This window comes from Pantoea eucrina, assembly GCF_001691555.1.
GTDB lineage: Bacteria > Pseudomonadota > Gammaproteobacteria > Enterobacterales > Enterobacteriaceae > Pantoea > Pantoea borealis.
On the sequence record NZ_MAYN01000006.1, the window covers coordinates 65,598 to 91,484 of the forward strand.

Annotated in this window: 23 protein-coding genes and 2 pseudogenes; 17 read left to right on the top strand and 8 right to left on the bottom strand. The window is 50.0% G+C overall.

Going from position 1 to position 25,887, the window contains the following annotated elements:
* Window positions 1–5 precede the first annotated feature (5 nt).
* The 3 genes from BBA90_RS03630 to BBA90_RS03640 form a co-directional block, all read right to left on the bottom strand.
* Window positions 6–1,298 carry an efflux RND transporter periplasmic adaptor subunit gene (locus BBA90_RS03630; RefSeq protein ID WP_065647964.1) on the bottom strand — a complete coding sequence of 431 codons (1,293 nt, stop codon included), beginning with the start codon at window positions 1,296–1,298 and terminating at the stop codon, window positions 6–8.
* A 113-nt stretch (window positions 1,299–1,411) separates the two neighbouring features.
* A complete protein-coding gene (gene cusF, locus BBA90_RS03635) occupies window positions 1,412–1,765 on the bottom strand; it encodes a cation efflux system protein CusF (RefSeq protein WP_065647965.1) in 354 nt (117 codons plus the stop codon).
* Window positions 1,766–1,793: 28 nt separating this feature from the next.
* Window positions 1,794–3,179 (bottom strand): efflux transporter outer membrane subunit, encoded by a 1,386-nt coding sequence (locus BBA90_RS03640; RefSeq protein WP_065647966.1) that lies wholly within the window; start codon window positions 3,177–3,179, stop codon window positions 1,794–1,796.
* Between the two features lie 194 nt (window positions 3,180–3,373).
* Here BBA90_RS03640 and BBA90_RS03645 point away from each other — a divergent pair, with 194 nt between their 5' ends.
* The 3 genes and pseudogenes from BBA90_RS03645 (at window position 3,374) to BBA90_RS03655 (ending at window position 6,192) form a co-directional block, all read left to right on the top strand.
* Window positions 3,374–4,057: a copper/silver response regulator transcription factor gene (locus tag BBA90_RS03645; RefSeq protein ID WP_065647967.1), complete on the top strand. Its 684-nt coding sequence runs from the start codon at window positions 3,374–3,376 to the stop codon at window positions 4,055–4,057.
* On the top strand, window positions 4,047–5,501 hold the full coding sequence (locus tag BBA90_RS03650) for a Cu(+)/Ag(+) sensor histidine kinase (protein WP_065647968.1): 1,455 nt from the start codon (window positions 4,047–4,049) through the stop codon (window positions 5,499–5,501). Before BBA90_RS03645 ends, BBA90_RS03650 begins: the two co-directional genes overlap by 11 nt.
* A gap of 268 nt (window positions 5,502–5,769) precedes the next feature.
* A pseudogene (locus BBA90_RS03655) lies at window positions 5,770–6,192 on the top strand (copper-binding protein).
* Between the two features lie 859 nt (window positions 6,193–7,051).
* Here the strand turns inward: BBA90_RS03655 and BBA90_RS03660 are convergent.
* Window positions 7,052–7,270 carry a hypothetical protein gene (locus tag BBA90_RS03660; RefSeq protein WP_139074164.1) on the bottom strand — a complete coding sequence of 73 codons (219 nt, stop codon included), beginning with the start codon at window positions 7,268–7,270 and terminating at the stop codon, window positions 7,052–7,054.
* A 309-nt stretch (window positions 7,271–7,579) separates the two neighbouring features.
* Between BBA90_RS03660 and BBA90_RS03665 the strand changes: the two genes are divergently transcribed.
* The 7 genes from BBA90_RS03665 to copM all read left to right on the top strand — a co-directional run bounded on the left by BBA90_RS03665 (window position 7,580) and on the right by copM (window position 14,355).
* On the top strand, window positions 7,580–9,421 hold the full coding sequence (locus tag BBA90_RS03665) for a copper resistance system multicopper oxidase (protein ID WP_065647970.1): 1,842 nt from the start codon (window positions 7,580–7,582) through the stop codon (window positions 9,419–9,421).
* Window positions 9,422–9,524: 103 nt separating this feature from the next.
* Window positions 9,525–10,409 (top strand): copper resistance protein B, encoded by an 885-nt coding sequence (locus tag BBA90_RS03670; protein ID WP_113655716.1) that lies wholly within the window; start codon window positions 9,525–9,527, stop codon window positions 10,407–10,409.
* Window positions 10,410–10,440: 31 nt separating this feature from the next.
* Complete coding sequence (copC, locus tag BBA90_RS03675) at window positions 10,441–10,821, top strand: copper homeostasis periplasmic binding protein CopC (RefSeq protein WP_065647972.1); 381 nt, start codon at window positions 10,441–10,443, stop codon at window positions 10,819–10,821.
* 4 nt (window positions 10,822–10,825) lie between these two features.
* Window positions 10,826–11,758: a copper homeostasis membrane protein CopD gene (gene copD / locus BBA90_RS03680; RefSeq protein ID WP_065647973.1), complete on the top strand. Its 933-nt coding sequence runs from the start codon at window positions 10,826–10,828 to the stop codon at window positions 11,756–11,758.
* A gap of 31 nt (window positions 11,759–11,789) precedes the next feature.
* A complete protein-coding gene (locus BBA90_RS03685) occupies window positions 11,790–12,470 on the top strand; it encodes a heavy metal response regulator transcription factor (protein ID WP_065647974.1) in 681 nt (226 codons plus the stop codon).
* Window positions 12,467–13,876 (top strand): heavy metal sensor histidine kinase, encoded by a 1,410-nt coding sequence (locus BBA90_RS03690; protein ID WP_065647975.1) that lies wholly within the window; start codon window positions 12,467–12,469, stop codon window positions 13,874–13,876. Before BBA90_RS03685 ends, BBA90_RS03690 begins: the two co-directional genes overlap by 4 nt.
* Window positions 13,877–14,004: 128 nt before the next feature.
* The gene (gene copM, locus BBA90_RS03695) at window positions 14,005–14,355 is read left to right on the top strand and encodes a CopM family metallochaperone (protein ID WP_065647976.1); all 351 of its coding nucleotides are present in this window, start codon (window positions 14,005–14,007) and stop codon (window positions 14,353–14,355) included.
* Between the two features lie 159 nt (window positions 14,356–14,514).
* On the opposite strand, the gene BBA90_RS03700 is transcribed toward copM, so the two are convergent.
* From BBA90_RS03700 to BBA90_RS19495, 3 genes and pseudogenes are all read right to left on the bottom strand, one after another.
* The gene (locus BBA90_RS03700; RefSeq protein WP_065647977.1) at window positions 14,515–16,620 is read right to left on the bottom strand and encodes a tyrosine-type recombinase/integrase; all 2,106 of its coding nucleotides are present in this window, start codon (window positions 16,618–16,620) and stop codon (window positions 14,515–14,517) included.
* Window positions 16,620–17,606: a tyrosine-type recombinase/integrase gene (locus BBA90_RS03705; RefSeq protein ID WP_065648044.1), complete on the bottom strand. Its 987-nt coding sequence runs from the start codon at window positions 17,604–17,606 to the stop codon at window positions 16,620–16,622. The genes BBA90_RS03700 and BBA90_RS03705 overlap by 1 nt, the downstream gene beginning before the upstream one ends.
* A 73-nt stretch (window positions 17,607–17,679) precedes the next feature.
* Window positions 17,680–17,763, bottom strand: a pseudogene (locus BBA90_RS19495) (hypothetical protein); the annotation flags it as partial.
* Window positions 17,764–17,782: 19 nt separating this feature from the next.
* On the opposite strand from BBA90_RS19495, the gene BBA90_RS19500 reads away from it, so the two are divergent.
* The 4 genes from BBA90_RS19500 to BBA90_RS03720 all read left to right on the top strand — a co-directional run bounded on the left by BBA90_RS19500 (window position 17,783) and on the right by BBA90_RS03720 (window position 21,037).
* A complete protein-coding gene (locus BBA90_RS19500) occupies window positions 17,783–18,202 on the top strand; it encodes a site-specific integrase (protein WP_233496330.1) in 420 nt (139 codons plus the stop codon).
* A gap of 95 nt (window positions 18,203–18,297) precedes the next feature.
* Window positions 18,298–18,834 (top strand): tyrosine-type recombinase/integrase, encoded by a 537-nt coding sequence (locus BBA90_RS19505; RefSeq protein WP_233207451.1) that lies wholly within the window; start codon window positions 18,298–18,300, stop codon window positions 18,832–18,834.
* Window positions 18,831–18,995, top strand: a complete 165-nt coding sequence (locus BBA90_RS19510) for a hypothetical protein (protein ID WP_233207452.1) — start codon at window positions 18,831–18,833, stop codon at window positions 18,993–18,995. Before BBA90_RS19505 ends, BBA90_RS19510 begins: the two co-directional genes overlap by 4 nt.
* 224 nt (window positions 18,996–19,219) lie before the next feature.
* Window positions 19,220–21,037, top strand: a complete 1,818-nt coding sequence (locus BBA90_RS03720) for a tyrosine-type recombinase/integrase (protein WP_240484880.1) — start codon at window positions 19,220–19,222, stop codon at window positions 21,035–21,037.
* A 223-nt stretch (window positions 21,038–21,260) separates the two neighbouring features.
* On the opposite strand, the gene BBA90_RS03725 is transcribed toward BBA90_RS03720, so the two are convergent.
* Window positions 21,261–21,749: a DUF2938 family protein gene (locus tag BBA90_RS03725; RefSeq protein WP_065647978.1), complete on the bottom strand. Its 489-nt coding sequence runs from the start codon at window positions 21,747–21,749 to the stop codon at window positions 21,261–21,263.
* Between the two features lie 82 nt (window positions 21,750–21,831).
* Between BBA90_RS03725 and BBA90_RS03735 the strand changes: the two genes are divergently transcribed.
* The 3 genes from BBA90_RS03735 (at window position 21,832) to traI (ending at window position 25,748) form a co-directional block, all read left to right on the top strand.
* A protein-coding gene (locus BBA90_RS03735) for an IS3 family transposase (protein WP_139074165.1) occupies window positions 21,832–22,952 on the top strand; the annotation gives its coding sequence in 2 pieces (ribosomal slippage) (window positions 21,832–22,090 and window positions 22,090–22,952; 1,122 coding nt in all).
* Between the two features lie 493 nt (window positions 22,953–23,445).
* Window positions 23,446–23,787 carry a plasmid mobilization protein MobA gene (mobA, locus tag BBA90_RS03740; RefSeq protein ID WP_065647980.1) on the top strand — a complete coding sequence of 114 codons (342 nt, stop codon included), beginning with the start codon at window positions 23,446–23,448 and terminating at the stop codon, window positions 23,785–23,787.
* Window positions 23,787–25,748: a TraI/MobA(P) family conjugative relaxase gene (gene traI / locus BBA90_RS03745; protein ID WP_065647981.1), complete on the top strand. Its 1,962-nt coding sequence runs from the start codon at window positions 23,787–23,789 to the stop codon at window positions 25,746–25,748. Before mobA ends, traI begins: the two co-directional genes overlap by 1 nt.
* The last annotated feature ends 139 nt before the right edge of the window (window positions 25,749–25,887 follow it).

Consider the following 25,887-nt stretch of genomic DNA (forward strand, 5'->3'; position numbering starts at 1 on the left):
TCTCCTCAATGACCGGAATGTGTATTTGCAGACGGAGCGGACATTGGCGACATTGTGCCGTCCGTTGTTTCCGGATGACGCATACGTTCCAGTGCGCCCGTAATGTTGGCTTCGGAGTCAATCAGGAACATGCCGCTGACTACCACCATATCGCCTTCATTGAGGCCGGTGCCGATACCGGACTGTTGCTGAGATTCGTGGAGAACGTGGACCCTTTTTGGCACAAACCGACCTTCTGCATCGACAGTGATCACGCGCTGTTCTTTACCGGTGTCAATAACGGCCTGCGACGGGATCAGCAACATTTCCTGGCTCCGGGTATTCAGTTTCAGATAGGCATTCATGCCCGGTTTAAGACGTTCGTCCTTGTTTGATACCTGCAGACGTACCTGCAGGGTCCGGGTGGTTTGATCGACGCTGGGAAGAATGTTCCATTTTTCTACATGGAACAATTTATCCGGATAGGCCGGTACTGAAATTTCAAATTGAGAGGTGTCTTTCAGGAGATAGGCGATGGATTCGGGTACTGCCGCACTGATCCAGACCGGATCCATCCCCTGAATCTGTGCCACCACTTTATCTTTTGAGATATTCATACCAGTGCGCAGGTCAAACGCCGTAATGACACCATCTATCGGTGCCTTAATGGTAAACCGGGTCTGAATACTCCGGGTTGACCGCAGTTTCTGGATATCCTTTTCCGGCATTCCGGCCAGACGAAGTCGTTCAAGCACACCTTTAATTTGCGTTGGTGTCCCTCCGGTGCCAGATAACAGTAGAAACTCACTTTGTGCTTCCACCCATTCCGGAATGGTAATATCGATAAGCGGTGTACCTTCCTTCACATGATCGCCAATCGTCAGGGGATACACTTTTTCGACGAAACCGTCAGAGCGCGCCTGCACAATGACAAACTGATACTCGTTGTAAATAACATTGGCCGGTATTGTCTGAGAATAATTCAGCATTCCGCGTGTGACTTTTTGCGTTTTTAATCCCAGGTTCTGAACCAGCGTTGGATGAATACGGATCCCATCGCTGATTTTCTCGCCGCTTTCATCTGCATATTTTGGCACCAGGTCCATGTCCATAAAGGGTGATTTTCCGGGTTTATCAAATTTCGTATCCGGTTTCATCGGGTCATACCAGAAAAGTATCTTTCGCTCCGGTGTCTTTAGTTCCGTTTGTACTGTTTTTTGTTCCGGGTTTACATACTGCAAGGCAGTAACCGATATCAGCCCCCCTGCTATCAGGCTGCTGATAATTATTGCAGCATATTTTATCTTTAAAGAAGCCATACAATTTCTCGCTGAAAAATCAAAACACCTGGCATATGCGCCTGATCATTAATTCACAGAAATATCTTTATAAGTGTTCAGGCCCACTGGATATATTCGCTCCGGGCTGTCAGTCAGGATTGGGTAACGTTAATGCTTTTGAGTAAGGCGATATTGCCCTGCTGAATAAACGAGAAATCAACGTGGTTACCGGTTTTCAGGGCATTAATGGTGTCGTCTACATTCACAAAGGTGAAGCGCATGGTCATTGCAGGCCAGCCCACCGCAGGGATAGCTCCGTGCGAAATGGTAATTTTTTTACTTTTTATATCAATGACTTTAACGACACCGTTGCCATAAATAATTTGCTGTGTCGAAGCATCACTGGCAGCATTCATATCACCATGGTGATGTGTTTCAGCATGAAGACCGGCAGAAATCATGACAGAGAAGGTGCCCAATAAAACGGCTTTAAGTGAATTACGCATTTTTTATTTCCTGATTAATGAATTAAATTTACTCTACCCAACCGCCACCCAGTGCGGTGAACAGATTGATTTCGTTAACCTGATGGGAATATGTAAGATCGAGAATGGTTTGCTGTGTCGTGAACAGGGAGCGTTCTGCATCCAGCACTTCAATGTAGCTGACAGCACCACTTGAATATAATCCTCTGGCACGCTGGAGGGTTATCTGCAGTGAATTGAGATAACGCTGCTGTGCCTCAAGTTGCTGGCTAAGGCTGTCCCGCAGCGCAAGCGTATCGGATACATCCTTAAAGGCGGACTGAATTTTTTGTTCGTAGTTAACCATCGACTGTTGCTGGCGAATTTCAGCCAGTTTCAGATTGGCTTTGTTCCTGCCGGCATTAAAAACAGGAATTTCAATTTTGGGAATAAAATTCCACATTCCGCTTCCTGACGTAAAGAGGCTGGACAGCTCTGTACTGCTTGCGGAAAGACTACTGGTCAGGCTAATGGATGGGAAAAAGGCCGCTCGCGCTGCGCCAATATTGGCATCAGCCGCTTTGAGCTGGTATTCCGCTTCCATGATATCCGGGCGCTGCAGCAAAATTTGTGACGACAGGTTTGGTGGCAGTTTTACTGGTGCGATCTCACCACCTTTCATCGTTTTTTCTGACGGAAGTGCGTGGTAGGTTCCCAGCAGCAGTTGCAGGGCATTGTTTGCCTGCGCCAGATCGCCTTCTCGTTTGGCTATCTCAGCGCGGGTACTTTCGATTTGTCCCCTGGCCTGTTCAAGCGCCAGAACGTTCGCACTCCCGGTCACCAGCTGTTGTTCAACGAAAGCATAAGACTGTTGATAATTTTTCAGCGTTTCTCGCGCAATACGGAGTTGTTCGGACGCCAGTTGCTGGCTGAAATAGCTCTGTGAAACGTTCGATACCAGCAGGATGTGTACGGCACGACGGGCTTCTTCGCTGGCAAAATAGTTCTGGCGGTCAGCTTCACTCATGTTCTTAAGCTTGCCGAAAAAATCGAGCTCATAGCTGAGCTCCAGACCCGCGTCGTACTCCTGTGCGGTCGGCTTGTCACCTTTCAGACTACCGCGGTAGGTGATCCCGGATGAGGCATTCAACTGGGGATTACGATCTGCATCCGTGACGTTGAACTGGGCCCGGGCCTCTTCAACCTTCAGGGCGGCCATTCTCAAATCACGGTTGTTTGTCAGGGCTTCACCGATCAGCAGGGTAACATGGGGATCGACAAAAAAATTACGCCAGCCCGTATCCTGATAGCCATTTACCGCTGGCGTCAGGCTGTTGCGTGACAGAGAAAACTGCTGTGGTACTGGCGCTGCCGGCCGCTGATACTCAGGTGCCAGTGAAACGCAGCCTGTCAGTATAAAAATCATGCTGATGCTTAATAGTTTTAATTTGAACATAACGCTTCTCTTCCAGGCAGGCCTGGTAAATGGTTCAAATGAAGTCCAGAGTATTGATAGGGGGATTTTACAGAATGCTCTCTGTTTGCCAGGTGACTGAATAATGACAATGCTGTCATTTTTAACGTAAGTCGTTGATTACATGCTTAGGCTAAATAGAATGAATGGCATGAGTAGTCAGCTAGGGGAGCAAGATGAAAATACTGATCGTTGAAGATGAAGTAAAAACTGGAGAGTACCTCAGTAAAGGGCTTACTGAGGCGGGATTTTTAGTTGATCTCGCTGATAATGGTCTGACCGGATATCATCTCGCCATAACAGCCGAATATGATTTACTGATTCTGGATATCATGCTCCCGGATGTAAACGGCTGGGATATTATTCGTATGCTTCGTGCCGCAGGTAAAGGTATGCCTGTTTTGCTGCTTACGGCTCTCGGCACCATTGAGCACCGGGTTAAAGGACTTGAGCTGGGCGCGGACGATTACCTGATCAAACCATTTGCGTTTGCTGAGCTTCTTGCCCGGGTCAGGACACTTTTACGACGGGGTAACACAGTCATCACGGAAAGCCAGTTTAAGGTGGCTGATCTGATGGTAGACCTCGTTTCAAGGAAGGTTAGCCGCGCAGGGAAACGTATTTTGCTGACGAGTAAGGAGTTCTCCCTGCTGGAATTCTTCATTCGTCATCAGGGAGAGGTGCTGCCCCGTTCGCTGATTGCATCGCAGGTCTGGGATATGAACTTTGACAGCGATACTAATGCTATAGATGTGGCAGTAAAACGCCTCAGGGCAAAGGTAGACAACGATTATGAGCCTAAGCTGATCCAGACGGTCCGCGGCGTGGGATATATCCTGGAGGTTCCGGATGCGTTTTAATTTCTCAGGGCGCCCTTACTCTCTCGCACTGAGACTGACCTTCTTTATCAGCCTGTCCACCATAATTGCGTTTTTTGCTTTTACCTGGTTTATGCTGCATTCCGTTGAAAAACACTTTGCAGAGCAGGATGTCCGGGATCTGAAACAAATCAGTCTCACGATGAACAGAATACTGCAGACACCTGTAGCTCCGGACCAAAAAAAAATAAGTAAAATCAAAGAATCCATCTCAGATTACCGCAACGTCGCTGTTCTTATTTTGACTGATGGGGGCGACGTGTTGTTCAGCTCACCACAAGGGGCGACGTTACGCTCTGCGGTCAATGCATCAAACTTTACCGCGCATAGTCGGGCCAGGGAAATATTCCTCTGGACAGTGAAAGAGCCAGCTTTACTTATGCGCAACGGCTCTGACATGAAAATGCAGACTTACAGAATCGTTGCATCTTCAGGCAAAGCAACGCTTAACGGAAAACCACAGACGTATCAGATGATAATTGGGCTCTCGATTGATTTTCATCTTCATTACCTGGAAGCACTAAAAAAGAATTTAATTGCCATTGCCTTCGTAATCAGCCTGTTGATTATTTGCATTATCCGCATAGCGGTTCGCCAGGGACATCTTCCTCTCCGCAACGTCAGCAAGGCCATTAAAAATATTACCTCGGAGAACCTGGATGTGAGACTGGAACCGTCCAAAGTTCCCATCGAGCTGGAGCAACTGGTGATATCGTTTAACCATATGATTGAAAAGATTGAGGATGTATTTACGCGACAGGCAAATTTCTCTGCTGATATCGCCCATGAAATCAGAACGCCCATAACCAATCTGGTTACACAGACTGAAATCGCGCTAAGTCAGCACAGAACGCAGAAAGAGCTGGAAGATGTGTTGTATTCCAGCCTGGAAGAGTATAACAGAATGACAAAAATGGTCAGCGACATGCTTTTTCTGGCACAGGCTGATAATAATCAGTTGATCCCCGAACGGATAATGTTTGATCTCCGCACAGAAGTGGTCAAGGTGTTTGATTTTTTCGAAGCCTGGGCAGAAGAACTCAATGTTTCTCTGCAGTTAAACGGGTCGTGCTGCCTTATTAAAGGAGACCCACTTATGTACCGAAGGGCATTAAATAATCTTCTGTCTAACGCTCTGCGTTATACGCAGTTAGGGAAGACAGTGACTGTAACCATTGCGGGGAATGAGAATAGTGTTCAGCTTATAGTTGAAAATCCAGGGAAACCGATACCTGCAGAACACCTGCCACGTTTGTTTGATCGGTTTTATCGCGTCGATCCATCGCGGCAAAGAAAGGGAGAAGGCAGTGGGATTGGTCTGGCGATTGTAAAGTCAATCGTAAACGCTCATCACGGGAAACTGTGGGTCGAATCAGATACGGTTTCGACACGATTCATATTGCTATTACCCAGAATGGCTGCATAGTGTCCCGAATTTCTCCAGTTTTTTCGATGAATAATAAATATATTACAGAGATGTCATTAAGTTGTCATGCCTTCAACAGAATTAAGCAGGTAGAATCGTCCTCAATAAGCAGGCAGAACAGTCTTTATGGATCAATATCAGCGGAATACAGGCACTGAGTTACGTATATTATCTTTTTTAAGATGAAATCAGTCTGGCTTGTGAGTTCTTTAGTTGATGACATCATTGACAGTCCGTTATTTATTTCATTGTCAATGGGGACCTTATTATGAAAATTTTAATCTTCGCTTCCTTTGTCGGTCTTAGCTTAATTCCTTCAGCCTGGGCGGATGGAAACATTAACATTCATGAGCATGTTAATAATGCCCAGGCGGCAGCGCACCAATAACCGTCTTCATTCGTTCCTGAATCTGTCAGGGGGGAAGTATCACAAATGAAGAGTATGGATCAGCAAGAACAGGCCCTTATTGTTCATAATTCCATGAAAAATGGTGCTTCTGATGCCCATCAGAAAATGGCGAAGAACCATCAGAAGATGTCTGATGAGATGGCCGGCATGAAATCAAGTACCGCGCCATCTTTTGCAGAAATGGATGAACATGAAAGGGCCGCCGTTGTCCACGAAAATATGAGTAACGGCCAGTCAGAAGCACACCAGTCAATGGCTGCAATACATCGCGGCATGAAGTAAAACTGACGGAAGCGGGTTGCTATATCAGTCCTTAATATTTTATTCAGATGCAGAAATTCGTACCTTACAGATACGAACCATTTATTCAAATCAGCCCCTGTTCGGGGCTTTTTTGCAACACTTATAAACGAACAGCATCTTTTTATGATATTTAATTTTATTTTTTATTTTCCTGATGCAATTGAAGACTTTATCGATTCGAACTAATGCTGAGGAATTCTGTCGAAGCCATTTCAACCATGTTAGTATTTTTACATGACGCAATGTGTTATTTCTAAATAAATGGCTTGCTTAATTCTGCTTGTTTTTTCGAGTGCTGCCAAAGAACGTTAATCAATTTCTTTGTCAATTTTTTAAATACTTACGGGCGAAGCAATAATGCGCTTTCCTGAACGGTTTAGAGTTTTTCATTATGCATGACAGCGGCGTATACGACATTAAACGTAAAAAAATGACCTTCAAAATTTATTGGTTCTGATGACATTCTGTAAGCGGCTGTATTTTCATTTCGATGCTTTCTATCGTTTCAGCATGAGGCCGTTCAGGCATAACCTGAAGATAAATCGCAGATTGCAGTGCAGGTTCAGGGCGGTTAGCTGGCAGACAACACTTGAACCGGGTAAAAAAGGTAAATACAGTTACACCTTACTGCTCGTTGAGTAAACCGGGGTCTGCGGTAAAAAGAATGTTTAAAATATAAAAATGTAGCCCGCCACAGTCAGCGGGCCGGCTGAAATCAGCCTGAAAGAAGATTTACCGGAAATACATTAATGATGAGGGTAATACACAACACATCCCGGATGCAGTGGCAAAGAAGAATAGAAAACTCCGGGCGAATTTTCTGTCTACATACTATCCGTTATTTCTCTTCCAGCATCATTTTACGGTGCATATCGATAATGCTCTGATGCGCAGCTGAGTTTGCATTATCCATGCTCTCATGCGCAAGAATGGCACGTTCATGCTCATTCATCAAAGAGACAGAAACACGGTTATCAGTGTTATCTGGTGCTGTTTCAGGATGCTGCTGTGCCCATGCGGACGAAGCGGAAATCAGGATCATAAGAGGGATAAGCATTACTTTTTTCATGGTGGCAGTCCTTAACGTTGAATGTAAAAGAAGAATAAACAATTACCAGCCGGGTTTACCTGTGGCCTTAGTGATGTTCATCGTACAGAAGAAAAAACGTTACGGCGAAAAATGACAGAAATGTAATTTATAAACAGTGCGTTCCAACATTACACAATTGTAATCACACAAAGTCTGTAGCTGTGGTAGCTTTCCGGTAACAAAAAATTTTTCATCCTGAACGGTAAGCACGGCTTGTGCTTCCGATGCGGAGAGAGCCATTCTCCCGGGATAACAGGAAATTGCCGGAGTTCAGTCATGCAGCTTAAAAGTTCACGACGTAATTTCATTAAAGGGATCACTGCCACTGGCATTGTGGGCGGACTGGGCCTGCGAACATTCGATGCATTCTCGGCGGTAAGCCTGATGCAGTCCCGCACACTTACCGGCACAGACTTTGATCTGTTTATTGGCGAGACGCCGCTTAATATCACCGGTAAAACCCGGTATGCAAAAACCATTAATGCCGGCCTGCCAGGCCCTCTGTTGCGCTGGAAAGAAGGCGATACCGTTACATTAAGAGTTAAAAATCGCCTTTCTGAACCGACATCAATTCACTGGCATGGCATTCTTCTGCCAGCGAATATGGATGGCGTACCGGGACTGAGTTTTCATGGTATTGAGCCGGACGATACCTATGTTTACTCCTTTAAGCTAAAGCAGAACGGTACATACTGGTATCACAGCCATTCCGGCCTGCAGGAGCAGGACGGTGTTTATGGCCCGATTATTATTGATGCTGCTGAACCAGAACCGTTTGTCTGGGACAGCGAACACATAGTCATGCTTACCGACTGGTCTGATGAAAAAGCATCAGACATTCTCGCTAAACTGAAAAAGCAGTCCGATTATTACAACTTTGCGAAACCTACCGTTTCTGACTTTTTCCGTGACGCCAGGGAAAAAGGTCTCGGCAGTACCTTGTCCGATCGGAAAATGTGGGCAGAAATGAAGATGAATCCGACGGATCTGGCAGACGTCAGTGGTGCCACATATACCTATCTCATGAACGGACAGGGGCCTGGAAAAAACTGGACAGGGCTGTTCCGTAAAGGCGAGAAGGTACGCCTGCGTTTCATTAACGGTTCCGCCATGACCTACTTTGATGTGCGCATTCCAGGGCTGAAAATGACGGTCGTGGCGGCTGATGGTCAGTATGTCAAGCCTGTTGCTGTTGACGAGTTTCGCATCGCTGTGGCCGAAACTTACGATGTAATCGTGGAGCCGGCTGAAGATGCCTACACTATTTTCGCGCAGTCTATGGACAGAAGCGGCTACGCTCGCGGCACGCTGGCTGTCCGTAAAGGGCTTTATGCTCCGGTACCAGATCCGGATCCACGCCCCTGGCTAACTATGGACGATATGGGGATGGGCGGGATGGATCACGGCAGCATGGGCGATATGGATCACAGCCAGATGCAGAGCATGAATAACGACACCATGACAGGCATGGATGGTAATGCTATGCAGGCTATGGATGGCTCAGCTGTATCCGGAGCAGCAGAAAGTATGCCGGAAATGGACCATAGCGCCATGGCCGGGATGGATCACGGCAGTATGAGTGGCATGGGGGACATGCAGAAACATCCTGCATCTGAAACAGACAATCCACTGGTTGATATGCAGGCCATGATGCCGGCGCCTAAATTAAGTGACCCGGGCATTGGTTTACGTAATAACGGCAGAAAAGTCCTTACGTATGCCGATCTGAAAAGCACATTCGAAGATCCGGACGGGCGTGAGCCGTCGCGTACCATCGAGCTACATCTCACCGGACATATGGAAAAATTCGCCTGGTCATTCAACGGTATTAAATTCTCCGATTCAGAACCGGTTACGCTGCGATATGGAGAACGCGTGCGTGTGGTGCTGGTTAACGACACGATGATGACGCACCCCATTCACCTGCATGGTATGTGGAGCGATCTGGAGGATGAGGACGGTAATTTCCTGGTACGCAAACACACTATCGATATGCCTCCGGGCACCCGCCGAAGCTATCGGGTGACTGCCGATGCACTCGGGCGGTGGGCTTATCACTGTCATCTTCTTTTCCATATGGAAACCGGCATGTTTCGTGAAGTCCGGGTTACAGAGTGAGGTAGCGATAATGTCAGTTTCAGGATGGAATGATATGACAAAGTATTTTTCACGTTCCGCTGCAGGATTGCTGGCCTGCACTGCGTTTGCCGGAGCGATAGTGATGCCCGCGTTTGCAGCACCTACGGGATCATCTGACAATATACAACAGCATGATATGTCAGGCATGGACCATTCTGCTATGCAGGGAATGGATCATGCGTCAATGGAAGGAATGATGCATGGGGCATCCGGTATGGAGGGTATGGAATCCATGCAGCCCGCGGCGCCAGCAGAAAGCCGTACACTCATTCCGCCGGTTACGGAGGCGGACCGTAAGGCAGCATTCCCGGACGTACATGGGCATAAGGTTCATGACAACAGCATAAATTACTTTGTGCTTGCCGATCAGCTGGAATGGCAAAAAAACAACAATCCGGGTGGCTTCAGCTGGGATGTAAGCGGCTGGGCTGGCGGGGATATCAATCGACTCTGGTTACGTAGCGAAGGTGAAACCACCCGAGGTAAAGCCGAATCCGCAGAAGTTCAGGCTTTATGGGGACATGCTCTGACACCCTGGTGGGACGTGGTTGCCGGTGCCCGGCAGGATTTCAGGCCCGGAAAACCGCAAACCTGGCTGGCTGCTGGTTTTCAGGGCATGGCGTTGTACAACTTTGAAAGCGAGCTGACTGCGTTTGCCGGCGAGCAGGGACGGACTGCGCTCAGGCTGGAAGCCGAATACGATGTGTTGCTGACCAATCGCCTGATCCTGCAGCCTTCCTTTGAGGCAAATATTTACGGGAAAGATGATGAAGCACGGGAAACCGGTAAAGGCCTTTCCAGTACCGAACTTGCTCTTCGCCTTCGCTATGAAGTGAAAAGAGAATTTGCACCTTACGTGGGAATTTCGTGGAGCCAGTTCTATGGCAATACTGCTGATATGGCTGCCCGTGAAGGTGAAAAAGATAATGAAGTGCGCTTCCTCCTCGGGGCTCGCATGTGGTTCTGATGCAGTTAATTCAAACAAAACAGGTATTATTATGAAACATTCATCTGCCAAATATTTCTTTGCTTTAGTTGCTTCTGTCGCGACTTTCGCTGCACAGGCGCATCCGGAACTTGCGTCTGCTGTCCCTGCTGATAAGTCTCAGATAACGGCACCGTCTAAACTGGAACTGCATTTCACCGAAAATCTGGTAACGAAATTTTCCGGCGCACGTCTTGTAATGACCGCCATGCCGGGCATGTCTTCTCATGCGCCAATGCCCGTTGCGGCGAAAGTCTCAGCGGGCAGCGATCCGAAAACGATGGTTATCACACCGGCAAAAACTCTGCCTGCAGGAACCTATAAAGTGGAGTGGCGGGCGGTATCTTCTGATACTCATCCCCGCACCGGCAACTACAGTTTTAGCGTGAAGTAATACCATGAACGATCAGACTTTTATTATCATCCGTTTTTTTCTTTACCTTGATCTTATGCTTCTTTTTGGCCTGCCTTTATTCGAAATTTATGGGGTAAAGGGAGTATTGAAGAAATCGGTATCGTTATTCAGTGTCTGGTCGTTCTTTTTTACGCTTATCTCTGCTGGCATGGTTTTGTCCCTTGCAAATATGCTGCTTGTCGCTCAGGCCATGAGTGGCGTCAGTGATCCCGGCGAACTGACTCTGCATATTATGGAGATGGTTGTCGGGGAAACTGCTGTGGGCATGAGCTGGGTTATCCGCTTCGCTGCGCTGGTCATGGCGTTTATCGGACTTGGCCTCCGGCTCAGGCATGTAGGGCTGTCACGTTATGTGCTTACCCTGTCCGGCGGTATAGCACTTGCTACACTGGCATGGGGCGGACATGCAGCAATGAATGACGGCATCAGCTACTATCTTCATCTTCTGAGCGATATTATTCATCTGACTGCGGCCGGGGCCTGGATCGGTGCACTGGCGGCTTTTACTCTGCTCTTATGCATCAAAAAGGCTGAAAAGGCTGTCTATGCCAGCCAGCTGGCCGCAGCGCTGTCGGGTTTTGCCCGGGCCGGCACGATCATTGTGCTGAGCATTGTCATCACCGCCGTGGTTAACTTCGTATTTATGGTTGAAAAGCCTCTGAGTACCCTGCCGGGCAGTGACTATGGTCTGCTGCTGCTGATAAAAACTGCTCTGTTTTTTCTGATGCTGCTGCTGGCCGCCGCCAATCGCTTCCGGCTTACACCGCGACTGGAAACGGCCCTGCGTCAGGGCCAATATAAGATGGGTATTTACCTGATGCGTAAAAGCATTATCACGGAATTTACTGTTTCGGTACTGATACTGGCAACCGTCGCCTGGCTGGGCACGCTGTCGCCGGGTACCGGTATGGAATAACGACTAACCGTAGCCTGCAGGAAAGCTGCCCATGACCACTATGCTGATCGTTGAGGATGAACTGAAAACCGGTACCTACCTGAGACAGGGGCTTCTGGAAGCGGGATATGATGTAACCCTTGTAAACGACGGGCGTCAGGGACTGGAGCATATCCTGCGACAGCATTATGATCTCATTATTCTGGATGTAATGCTGCCCTCAATGGACGGCTGGGATATTCTTCAGCAGATGCGTATGGCCCGGCACGAAGAGCCCGTGCTGTTTCTGACTGCCCGGGATAACGTCAGTGAAAAGATTAAAGGTCTCGATCTTGGCGCGGATGACTATCTGCTCAAACCCTTTGATTTTGCCGAGCTACTGGCGCGTATCCGCACCCTGCTCAGACGCAACCGTACGCAAACGTCCGGTACGCACCGCATTGCTGATTTGGTTATGGATGTCACCCGCCGGAGTGTGAGCCGTTCCGGCAAAAAGATACATTTGTCTGCTAAAGAATTTGTGCTGCTTGAGCTGCTGTTACAGCGGACCGGAGAGGTGCTGCCAAGGAGCCTGCTTTCATCTCTGGTCTGGAATATCAATTTTGAAAGCGATACCAATGTGATTGATGTGGCCGTCAGACGACTTCGCAGTAAGGTGGATGATGACTTTACACCAAAGCTTATTCACACGGTACGGGGTATCGGATATGTGCTGGAGATACGGGAAGAGTGAAGCGTAACTGGTCTCTGACATCACGACTGAGCATAATTTTTGCCGGCGTGATGATGTCCGTCTGGCTTCTTTCGAGTGTGCTGCTTGTAGCCGCCCTCAGCAGTTATTTTCGTCATCAGGATGCCACATTGCTGACCGGAAAGCTTGAGCTTGCCACAGAGCTTCTTGAGGGTGAGGTGCACGCCGGAAAGCTCGACAGCGCATCGCTTGCACGAAAGCTTTCGGATGCCATGGTTGGTCACAGCGGACTTTATCTTTCCGTTAAAACAACTGATAACCAGATGCTGGCCGACTATTCATCTCCCGGTTTTTTGGTGCCTTATGAGCGGTTTAGCGGCGAAGCTACCCGTCCGGGTATTATGCAGACGGTGGAGGAAGACAGCAGGCGTTATAACGTTATGGTCAGAAAAATTAATGCGAAGAGCGCAGGTAAACTAAACGATGTACTGATTACGGCAGCCTATGATACCAGCCTTCATGATGAGTTTATCGGTCAGCTTAAAAGATGGCTGGTCTGGTTTAATGTCGCTCTGATATTTATCTCCGTTTTTCTGGGATGGCTCGTCACCCGGATGGGACTCAGGCCTCTGAATGAAATAAACCGGCTTGCCTCGGCGATTACGATTAACAGCCTGAGCAAACGTCTCCCTGGCCATAATCTGCCAGCCGAACTGAAGGTAACAGTAGCTGAATTTAACAGCATGCTTGAACGGCTGGAAGATTCATTTAGTCGTCTGTCTGAGTTCTCTTCGGATATCGCGCATGAACTGCGTACCCCTGTCAGTAATCTAATGATGCAGACTCAGGTTGCGCTGTCACGTGAACGTGATGCCGAAAGTTACCGTGAGGTGCTTTTTTCAAATCTGGAAGAGCTGAGCCGGCTCGCCAGAATGAGCAGTGATATGCTTTTCCTGGCTAAATCTGAAAACGGGCTGATGCCTCTGGAGAAACAGGACGTTTCGTTAAACGCAGAGCTGGAAGAGCTCCTCGATTTTTTTGAACCGCTTGCCGGTGACAGCGGCAAAACGCTTTCTCTGCAGGGGGAGGCAGTTGTCAGAGGCGATCGCCTGATGCTGCGTCGTGCAATGAGTAATCTGATAACTAACGCCATAAAATATTCATTACCCGGATCAGCCATTAATGTGCTGGCTGAACACCACGCCGGCAGGGTTTTTATACATGTCTCTAACCCCACAGAAAATATCAACCGGGATAGTCTGAACCGGCTTTTTGACCGCTTTTACCGGGGCGACGCTTCCCGTCAGCATAATACGGACGGTGCCGGGCTGGGGTTGTCCATCACCCGTTCTGTTTTACTGGCTCATGAGGGCGATCTGCAGGTTTCCATGAACAATAATGTAATTACGTTCACGGCCATGATACCGGCTCCCCGGGAGGTGTCTTAACGTTTTACCAGCAGGTCGGCAATTTTCATGGTCTTGTACTGCCTTAGTATCAGTAATAGGTTTCCCGGCACATTAAAGGATATCGGGAAAATCTGAAGTCTGAATCCAATACATGAAGGAGTGACGTTATGAAAAAAACGCATTTTGTTTTTGCTTCACTGATTTTTGTTCTGCCGGCTGCCGTTATAGCTCAGCAGCCGGACTCAAAGATGTCCCAGGATATGAATATGTCTCCGGCTTCAAAAGAGTACATGTCTGGTATGCAAAAGATGCACAGCGGCATGATGAATGCCATGAAGGAGCAGGACGCTGACAGAGCGTTTGCCTCGGGCATGATTGAGCACCACAAAGGGGCTATTGCCATGGCCGAAACGGAACTGAAATACGGGAAAGATCCGGAAATGAAGAAGATGGCAGAGGACATTATCAAAGCGCAAAAAGGTGAAATTGAGCATATGGAAACGTGGCTGAAAAAATAATCCTCTTCCGCTTTGGGGTCTGTTAACGTAAAGCAGGTTTCTGGCGGAGGACCTCTGGGAATCTTTCATGAGAAAGTAATATAACCTGTCTGAACCTTCGCCCCGGGTCCAGCATTCATTTTTCAGGCGAAATGGTTCTCCGGGGCGAAACAGGGTGCTTTACTGTTTTTTCAATGCATAATCCAGTTTTTCCATATCGTTAACGACAATTTCTTGCTCGTCAGCTGTCAGCGGAACTTCCTCCAGATAACGCTTCACTGAAGCCTTACTTTCCAGCAACAGGCCTCTGGCGCTTTCTTTAGGAAGGTTAAAATCGCACCCGATACAGGCCATACGGTGAGGGCAACTGCTCCAGAATGGGTTCGTACAGAAAGAATCCCCTAAATCGTAATAGGTTGCCGGTCCGGTCAGGCTGACAGCTTCCAGATCATGATCGATTAGCACGCTCATCATATGCGCCACCCGGTCCGCCTTCACAAAAGACACAGCCAGCTGGGTAGGACGTATACGAATATAATGCATGGTGGACTGAGGCGTAGAATGACCTGACCACTGCATCAGCTCATACAAAGACATGCCCTGCGGAACACTGGCCAGGGCTGTAACTGCTGAAGCGCGCCCCCGATGGCTGGTAATTGGGCCCCGGCTGTCTTCCACAGGCACACCCGCTCTGGCACAGAGAACCGGGATGACAGTCCGGTTTATGACATCCCTGCCGACAGGTTTGCCCCGAAACTGAAACAGGAAGCGGACTTTTTCACCGGTACGCTCATCCGTAAGAGCTGCCTGTTCCTGTGGACGTTCGCTGAGCCAGATATCAACGTACTTTTTCACGACGGCAGAGATAGGTTTTACAAAGGCTTTAGACGTTTTTCCTGCCGGTACGCTGAGGTAGCAAAGCGTTCCTGCCAAAATGATGTTACCATCCTCCTGCCTGATATCATCCGCCTGCAGAGTGATGCAGCCAGCAGTAAGACGCATTAACTCGTTCTGGCGCAGCCCGGCATGTGTCCAGATAACGGCCATCGCCTGCAGCATGGACAGAGGATAGTGAATGTCACTCAGGAGATCTTCATGGCGCAGATTGAGGCTTGCCCAGATCAGCTTCAGCCAGACCGGATCATCAATGACGCGGGGATTTACACTCTGACGGAACAGTGGAGTGCCAGGCGTAGAGAGATGTCGTGCCGGACTGAATTTCAGTCGCCCCCAGCCCCAGTTTTCATAATCGATCATGAAACGGCGAACCGCATACACAAATCCGCTACGGGAATTCGGCAGCAAGGGCTCACCTATCCGGGCAGATTGCCGGGCACCTCCTCCGGTGCCCAGTGACAGCTCGCCCACCTTCATTCGTCCAACTGCCGCAATAAAGCTGGCACAGGTTTCCATTGTCCAGTCGGCCGGTTCGTGAATATCCGGATATTGCCGGGCAAGCCACAGCCCACAGCGGAGAATAAAACTGTACTGGTTCTCCCGTGATCGGGGGCGAAGCACTGACGTATCCCTCCATTTCCGGCACCACCTGACCCAGTCTGCCGCGATACCTTGCGTGGATTTTTCATGCCATTCTTTATAATTCCGCATACGCACAGAATTTTTTATGATGCCCATTGCGGCAAGTGCGTGTGAAACCCTGCCAGCTGTTTTTGCTATTCCCCGGTCGTGATAATTCTGCGCCCGCCACAGCAGATCGATCGTAAAGCTTTCAAGTTGAGGATTGTTATTCATCAGCATCAGTACGCCGAGTATGGCTGACAGAGCATTTTTCTGGTTCTGACTTTTATACCCAAGAGAAACCAGAACTTCAGTCAGACGGCTGAGCTCCTGACTAAAAATGTTCTGTCCAAAAATGGCTCGGGCATACAGCGATGGCGCGCCCTGATGCGGCAAACTGAACGGAGAAGAAAATGGGCCAAGATGAAAGGCAAAAGCGGCAAGCAGCGGCCTGCCTGATTCATTCTGCTGTAACAGAGAAATCCATTTTTCCTGCGGCCACTGCCAGCAGGGTTTCCCTGTCCGGTGTGTTTCTGCCAGAACTGAAAGAATTATGATTCTAATCAGCCTGTCACTGGTTCCACTGCGAGTGGCAATATCCTGCAAAGGCATCAGTAACAATGACAAAGAACCCGGCTGGTTGAGAGCGTCTGATCTGCGATAGCCTGTACTTAGCGCTGCCCGTTCTTCATCAGTGAGCACATCATTCAGCTGATAATTTGTACGTTCAAAGGGGCTGTAAGTACAAATGATTACTTCTTCTTTCATCAGCGAATCTCCGTCTGAAAAATAAGGCCGACAACTTTTCGATCAATTTCAGCTACTGCAGCGGCCATCCGGCCAGCTAAATCAGAACCTGAAAGATGGATGTAAATCTGGGTAGTACGCGGATCGCGGTGTCCTGCGTATGTGGCTAGTTCATGGAGTTTCCATCCAGAGCGTGCCAGGTGCGTCAGGCGAAGATGGCGGAAGGTATGTGTGGTGATTTGTGGAAGGCCTGCATCAAGAGCCCATTTCCGGACAGTTTTACTCCAGTTCCAGAAAGACAGGGGGGCACCGTGGTTACGATCAGAAGACGAGCGAAACAATGCACCTCCACGGTAACCCGCGAGCCGTAACTGCCGGAAATGATTTGCCAGCACCTGTGTTACGGCGGGACTGTAGCAGACTATCCTTTCCCGCCTGTTTTTCGTCGTTTCGGCGCGGACACGAATCAGACGATGAGCAGGGTCGATATCCTCAAGCGCCAGGGCTGTCACCTCTGCACGGCGGAGTGCACCAAAATAGGCAAGCGCGAGCATCAGCCGATCACGCAGGGAGGCAGTTGAAACATGTTTAAGAAATCTCAGCCATTGCTCATCATCAGGAATAACGGGCAGACGTGTGATACGGGGAACCAGACCACGTCCCGTATAAGCACTCCCCGGCAAACCCGCACGGGGTAATGGATTGAGACTGCATATATCCTGATAAACCAGAAAGTCATACCAGAGACGGATCGCAGAAAGGCGCAGCTGGAGCGTGGCGCTGGCCGCGGGAAAAGGCATGCCGGGTAACTGAGGGCGGATGTAGACGGCCAGGTCTTCAAACCGGGCCTTTTCAGGTTCAATGCTGTTATGGCTGCAGAACGCAAAATAATGGCTGAGGGCACTGCGGTAGGCGGAGAGTGTGGCCTGAGCCCGGCCCAGGTCGGACAGCAGTTTTAGCCAGCGCTCCGCCAGTACCAGAACGTCCTCATTTGGTGGAATCATCATGGTGTTTACCTCTGATAGCAGCATTGCTGCTCAAAGATTAGCCAGTCGATGTTGCATTCCAATTAACTTACTAAAGCCCGTAGTTCGAACTGAAAATGAACACTTTTTCTGGATAAGGCTGATTCTTTATCTGAAACCAGGGGGTTCCCATTTTAATGCCAAGTACCTTTGCATCTATGTTATTTGGAAATGACTATATTTCATACAAACGATTCTCAGAGGGTCACGCCGTGCAAAAGAAGCTGACAGACGCTTTGCCTTTACTGGCCGGAGATGCTTCGGCATGCCGCTGGATAAACCTCCAGGAAGACCTGTTGCGAGCTCCAAATACCGTTGACGCTTATGCCCGTGTGGTCAATGACTGGCTGAGCTTTTGCCACGCTTGTGGCCTGACGGCAACCGGCGCCGGGCATGATACTGTTGCACTGTATATCCGCAGCCTGCATGCTGGCCGTCACCTCTCAGCTGCGACTATCCGTCACCGGTTGACGGTGGTGAGACTCTACAGCGACTGGCTTTGTGAAGAGGGGCTACGGGAAAAAATCCAGTCAGAAGGGGGATCTGGAAAAATAACGGGAAGGGAAAACCGGGCATAGTTCCTGTACAGCGGCGACTGCCGTGGATTCCTGCTGATGAAGACTGGCTGCATTTTCTGACTGTAGCTGCGCAGGCTGACATCAGAACCCGTTTTATGCTGGCACTGGCGTACGACTGTGGATTACGCCGGGAAGAACTCTGTTCAGTGACTACTGGTGATATCGATCCATCCCGACGGTTGCTCTCTGTTCGGGCAGAGCATACCAAAAACCGATCTGGCCGGGTGGTGCCTTATTCCCCGGTGACCGGTGAGCTTTACATGGCCTGGTTGGCTGAGCGGCGTCAGCTCAGTGCATCCCGAGGCCCGCTTTTTCTGTCGCACTCGCCGCGTAACCGGACGGAGCCCATCAGCGGCTGGACCTGGTCAAAAGTGGTACGCAGCCTGGCGCTGCAAGCCGGGCTGCCACTCATCAGTACACATACCTTTCGGCATCTCTGCCTGACGGAACTGGCCCGCACGGGGTGGGATATCCACGAAATTGCCGCATTTGCCGGGCACCGTCGCATCCAGTCAACACTGCTGTACATTCATCTCAGCGCACGCGATCTGAGCCGTCGGTTCAACTGTACAGTGGAGTCTTTGTATACTCACCGCCTTACTCTGTTGCACCTCCAGGATTCTTCACCATGATGCAATCTGAACAGACCGCGCCCTGTCCTGCAATACAGTTCAGCCTTCCCGATCCGCTTTGGGATACGCGACCTGATTTTGCTGTGGGCGAGCTTGAAGCGCTGGACACGCTGATTAGCATTTCCGGCAGGGTGGAAAAAACTGGCCGCCTGAGATATTAAAACAACTGTCTCGTCTTCTCTTACCGCTACGCGACACACTGGTAAGGATGCATGCGGCCAGGGCTCCATACAATTCATCCCTTCACGATATAACCGTAAAGATGCAACGTCTCCGAAAAACATACTGGGCCTGGACACAGTCAGAGTGGTCCGAAGTCATCTGCAGCACAGAAGGTGATTTTCACCAAAGGTTTGGAGCCAGTGGTAATTGCCGGCAATACGTGATGGCACTGGCGTGGTTGCTGTGTGGTTTTGATCGTCTGGAATCCTGCGGTGTTTTTTATCAGTATCGGCTCTGTCTCAAAGTTTTTGGGCGTCAGCATACGGATGCTGCAGTCTTCAGACTTAGCGAAATGATGACTGCAGTGGGATATGTTCCTGGCGATGGGAGAAATAACGGCATCAGGAATGCCTTGTGCATGGCAATGCTGCTTCAGCGGGAACCACAGCCAGAGCGCGTCAATGTCGACACGTTGCAATATATAGCTTCTGCAGGGCCGGCTTACCTCCGCAAGTCTGCTGCTACGTTGTCGCGTATACTAGCGTCATCAGGGATTTTCAATGAAGGTTTCGATTATCGGGTGTCGCAACGTCGCCGGCCGCCCCGGGAATACAATGCTGTGACCGATGTGCCCGCTGAATGGCTTTCCTGGTGTGAACGCTGGCGTGCTACCTCTGTGCAGCGTCCCTCCAGTATTGAAGCTTGCTGGTATGTGTTGCTTAAGTGTGGTCGCTGGCTGGCGGATTGTCATCCGGAGTGCGTGTCACCAGTCAACTGGACACGGGAGACTGCCATGGCATGGGTGACGGCAGCATGCAAAATGAAAGTTGGTGAATGGTCGAACCCAGGAGGAATGTACCGTGAGCGTCGAGGTAGTATGATGAAACCGTCTGCGAGAGCAGGGCTAATCAGACACGTACATACTTTTTTTCATGACCTCCAGGAATGGGGATGGATGCCGGTCAAATTCAGCCCTGAAAGAATCCTCAGGTCTCCGCGGAGTCTTAGCACGCAGATTGGGCCTGACCCTCGCATTGTGAGTGATGAGCTCTGGTGTAAATTAATTCACGCCGGACAAAACCTGCAGGAGACAGACCTGCCAGGCTGCGTCGGGTATCCCTATTTTTATCCGCTTGAGATGGTCAGGGCATTAAGTGTGCTCTGGTTATTTGGTGGTCTCAGACGTGATGAAATTCTGCGCATGCGGTGCGGCTGTATCCGCTGGCAGGCCTCAGAAGAAAATGACGGACAACGTATTTGCCTGATGGATGTCCCGGTCAGTAAGACTTATGCAGCATTTACAAAACCGGTTGACTCCATTGTTGGAGATTATATTGAACGCTGGGAACTGGTTCGTAGCCCGCAGGCGCTTCAGGAAGATCCAAAGACCGGCGAGAGTGTTCATTTTCTTTTTATGCATCGGGGAAAACGGGTGCATGGAAGCTACATCAATAATTCTCTCGTTCCGTTGCTGTGTAAAAAAGCGGGCATTCCTGAGCATGATGCCAGAGGCAGGATCACCAGTCATCGAGCAAGAGCGACTATCGCCAGCCAGCTTTATAATGCCCGGGAACCGCTTGATATTTTCGAACTGCAGAAATGGCTGGGGCATTCTTCACCGGAATCCACCCGACATTATGTCGATATTACGCCAACGAGGCTTGCCGCTTCATTCGATAAAGCGGGGTATTTTGAACGTAATCGTCGCGTGGTTTCGTTACTCATCGATCAGAACATAGTCGCATCAGGTCAGGCAGCAGAGGGAAAGCCGTGGCGCTATTATGATCTCGGGCATGGTTTCTGTACTTATGATTTTTTTGATCAATGTCCACATCGCATGGCCTGTGCAAAATGCTCTTTTTACATACCAAAATCCTCATCGGAAGCTCAGTATCTGGAAGGCCGCCAAAACTTAATAAAGCTTATGCAAGAAATTCCCTTAACCGAGGATGAACTAGCAGCGGTAGATAATGACATTGAAGCAGTCGAGCGGCTTCTGAAAAAACTCAGAAGCGTTGCCTCTCCCGGACAGCGGAAATAGTATGTGGTTAGCTGAATGTCCAACTTATGAGCTTTCGAGAGCCCCCAAGGGTACTGCTCCCCGGATGGCTCTGATGAGCAAAATAAATACTTTAAATAAGTTGCCGGAGTAAAGAGAAATTCAGGTTAAGAGCTTGCTTTAACTGTGTCAGAACAAGCTTTGACGGTCTAATACCAGCCTCAGCAATTAGGCAGATTATTGATTCAAGTGATTCGTTTAGCGTTTAATTGATTGAATAAAGTTGCGCAAATCCATACTGGCCAATGGCAAAGGCAATATGGGCGACGATGATGTAGATAATCATTAAGATCTGATTCGGTAATTTTCTCCCAAAAAAACCGCCACCCATGGCAGGCATCAGCAAAGCTAAGCCTGCAAAAGTGCTGACAACAACGCCAATGATGAAGACAGGGAGAAGGCTCGGTTGCAAAGCAAAGCGGGTACCCCAGAAAACTAACAACAGCAGTGCATAAGCAATACCGATGAGGTAATGGAAAATCCATCTTGTCATTTTTTCAATCGTTCCGGGTGCTCTGGTAGTACGGTTATCGAGAACAATGTTCCCCCGCAGAATCTCTGTAAGCCAGCGGCCAACCATGCCCCAGTCCGTTGGTGGGACTCCCGCTACTTTTTTAACCAGGGTTACCCACAGATCCAGAATAAGGGTAGAACCGATACCCACAATCAGACTAAAAGCAATCCACGTACTCATTTTTGCCCCATTGACCTGCTCCCCGTTGAATAACACACCCCGATGTTAGTAACGTCTTCATAAGCCACATGAGGACATCCCCATGAAGAAGCGTTTTTCCGACGAACAGATCATCAGTATTCTTCGCGAAGCGGAAGCCGGCGTTTCTGCCCGTGAGCTCTGCCGCAAGCACGCCATTTCCGACGCCACCTTTTACACCTGGCGCAAGAAGTTTGGTGGTATGGAAGTTCCTGAGGTGAAGCGGCTTAAATCTCTTGAAGAGGAGAACGCGCGCCTCAAGAAGCTGCTTGCCGAAGCCATGCTGGATAAGGAGGCACTTCAGGTGGCTCTGGGGCGAAAGTACTGACGACAGACCAGAAGCGGGAAGCCGTTGAGTTTATGTGTGATGCGACCGGTCTGTCGCAACGTCGTGCCTGCAGGCTTACAGGTTTGTCTCTGTCGACCTGCCGCTATGAGGCTCAGCGCCCGGCGGCTGATGCGCATTTATCAGGGCGCATTACTGAACTGGCACTGGAGCGCAGGCGTTTTGGCTACCGCCGCATATGGCAGTTACTGCGCCGAGAAGGGCTTCTGGTTAATCACAAGCGCGTGTACCGCCTTTATCATCTGAACGGACTGGGCGTTAAACGCAGACGTCGTCGTAAAGGGCTTGCAACAGAACGTCTGCCGCTGCTCCGCCCGGCGGCGCCCAACATGACCTGGTCGATGGATTTCGTCATGGATGCGCTGGCTACTGGTCGCAGGATCAAGTGCCTTACCTGCGTCGATGACTTCACAAAGGAATGCCTGACGGTCACTGTTGCCTTCGGGATTTCAGGCGTGCAGGTCACGCGTATTCTGGACAGCATTGCGCTGTTTCGCGGCTATCCGGCTACGATAAGAACCGATCAGGGCCCGGAGTTTACCTGCTGCGCGCTCTATCAGTGGGCCTTTGAGCATGGAGTGGAGCTGCGACTTATCCAGCCCGGCAAGCCGACACAGAACGGATTTATTGAGAGTTTTAACGGACGCTTTCGCGATGAATGCCTGAATGAACACTGGTTCAGCGACGTCAGCCATGCCAGGAAAACCATCAGCGAATGGCGTCAGGATTATAGCGAATGTCGTCCACATTCAGCACTGAATTATCAGACGCCATCAGAGTTTGCAGCACGGTGGCGAAATGGAGAATGTGAAGGTAAACAAACCGACATTACTAACTGAAGGTTGTATCTAATATTGGGGGCAGGTCAGTCACTATTACCTCTGTCGGTTGGTGTCAGCGGCTGCTGCTTTAACATCACCTGAAGATCTTACCAGCCCCCGCTTATCCTGATGCTTCTTTTTATCCATAGTGATCTCTTCAAAATTTCTAAATGTAACATTATAAATTCCAAAATTTTCAAGATGCGCATACACCTTACTAAGCGTGTAGCTCTTTACTGCCATCAGTGTATTTACCCCATCGAACCTGATTAAGTTATAATCCGAATAAATCTGGTTTTAAGCTCCGCAAGGCTCGGTTGGCGATGATAAAACACCTAACCAAATACCACTTCATAGCGCAGTCTGCAATGAAGTGTTAAAATCCTTAACTTGATATTAAAACACGGGGCAGGAAATGTTTTGTCATTACCGCCTGCACGCAGACGGTATCGCCAAAACGACCTGCTCAGGGCTCCGCCCCGAGACCCGGGTAATGTGCCAAGGTTGAGTTATGTCGAAAAGTGAGAAGCGTCAGAAGAACACACTCATTCAGCTTCGCTGTACGGAAGCTGAGGCTGAAGCTATTAAGGCAAAGGCTGTCGCTGCCGGACTTACAACGTCTGAGTACCTGCGGCGCACCGCTCTGAGCCGCCGCATTATGGTGCGTACGGATATCCGGATGATGAACGAACTTCTCCGCCTGGGTGGTCTGCAAAAGCACCTCTATACCCAGATGAAGGACAACATGACAACCGAACTCAGCCAGCAGTTTTCCGGCGTACTGACCAGCATCACTCACGCCATCAATGCGCTGGACATGGCGCCGGTTCCGGCAGAGGAAATCAAGGACTGATGAACGTCATCATCCCGCCAAAACGTCGCGACAAAAAGACCAGCTTCAGAAAGCTAGTTGAATACGTCAGCACGCGCGAAGAAAACAAAAATGCTGAACAGGTGCAGCCTGAGCCTGCGCATACCCCGAATGCCGGTTCTACGGCGACTCCGGGCTTTAGCCAGCTTGTTGACTACGTGGGCCGTAAGAACATATCGCCTGCTTCTGAAATTATCAGCATTTCACCTGAGGGCATTCAGCGCGTGCTTTCAGGTGAAGTGTTGTGCGAAACCAACTGCTTTTCGCTTGAAGCCGCAGCGTCAGAAATGAACATGACCGCGATGCAGAACCGCCACTGTAAGGATGCGGTTTATCACTTTATTCTCTCGTGGCAGAGCGACGAAAATCCTTCTCCTGACGCCGTCTTTACCTCAGTGCGCTACAGCATGGCGCAGCTGGGGATGGCAGATCATCAGTACGTTGCCGCGATTCATAAAGATACCGATAACGTTCACTGTCACGTGTCCGCTAACCGCGTTCATCCGGTCACGTTCCGCGCACAGAATATGTGGAACGATGCAGACACGCTGCAGAAAGCCTGCCGCGTGCTGGAGCGCGATTTAGGCTTCAACGTGGACAACGGCAGCTGGGAAATGAGCGGGGACGGCAGCCTGTACCGCACGCGTCGTGCGCTGCCTTCAGCGCCGCGCGGCGCAGCTAAAAGAGAAATCTTTTCCGATAAGGAAAGCCTTCACGGCTACGCCGTTCGCGAGACGCGTCAGATGATCAGCGACCTGTCCGAAGAGGGCAGTCTCAGCTGGCCGCTGCTTCACAACGTCATGTATACACGCGGGCTTGGCGTGCGGGAACAGAACGGCGGCCTCGCCGTTTTCGATCTGCTCAATCCTGACAGCATCAGCGTGAAAGCATCAGACATTCATCCGGCTATCGGTCTGCAGGCGATGGAAGCAAAGCACGGCAGTTTCCTGCCCGCACCGCCCGCATCCGACCCGGAAAATCATGAGGCCGGCATGCTCATGGTTGATAAGTTTTATCTGCCGCAGCTGCACGTCCGTGACGGAGAGGCCCGCCGTGAACGTCGCGAAGCGAGAGCCGTTGCCCGCGACATCCTGCGCACGCGCTATGATGCTTATCGCGCCGGCTGGGAAAGACCTGACCTGCGCGCGGGCGAACGCTTCCGGCAGATATCCGCTCACTGCGTGGCTACGAAGGCGAACGTGCGTCAGGCCGTCCGGGATCCGCTGATGCGCAGGCTGATGTATCGGGTTGCTGAGTTTGAGAAGATGAAGGCAGCAGCAAAGCTGAGACTGCAGCTGCGTGAAGAGCGGCAGACGCTGAAAGAAACCGGACAGGCGCGTCACCTGACCTGGAAGTCGTGGGTTGAACAGGAAGCGCTTAACGGCGACGTCGCCGCAATCAGTCAGATGCGCGGATGGGCCTATCGTGAAAAGCGTGCAGCGTCGAAACGTCAATCTGCCTGGCCGGAGCCAAACGCTGTTATTCATTTCGGGCCGGCTGAAGACGTACCGACATTCAAATCCAGCGCGCATGACACAGCGTTATTACGAGACGGTACGGTGACCTATCTGCGCGACGGTAAACCTGCAGTAACCGACTTTGGCAACAGGGTTGAGGTTTACGCAGCCGCTGACGCAGCGTCTGACCGTCATAACAACGATCTGGCTGCCGAACTGATTGCCTGGCGCAGCGGTGAGAATACTGTTTTACAGGGGGACCCGGCTGCCGTTAACCGCGTGCTTTATGCCGGCGCGGTGAGAAACGTCACGAAACGGGACGAACATTCTTTCAGCGTCAGCGATCAGCAGCACATGGCAAACGTGCGCGCAACTGAGCGTCATCTGAGCGGTCAGGACGTCAGGGCGGAAGCAAGTCATACTGAATATCAGAGCAGGATGGACGATGCAGTCCGTCCGTTACCTAAAAATTTACCACGACCGTGAGGAGAGTAATAGCGAAGACATAACTCAAACTGAAGTACTTAGTCGCTGATTGCACAGGCTGAACCCCTCTACAACCAGCTAACCATTACAACCTGTTGAGGAGGCTGCCATGGCTGCCGTGGATCCTATTCATTTGAAG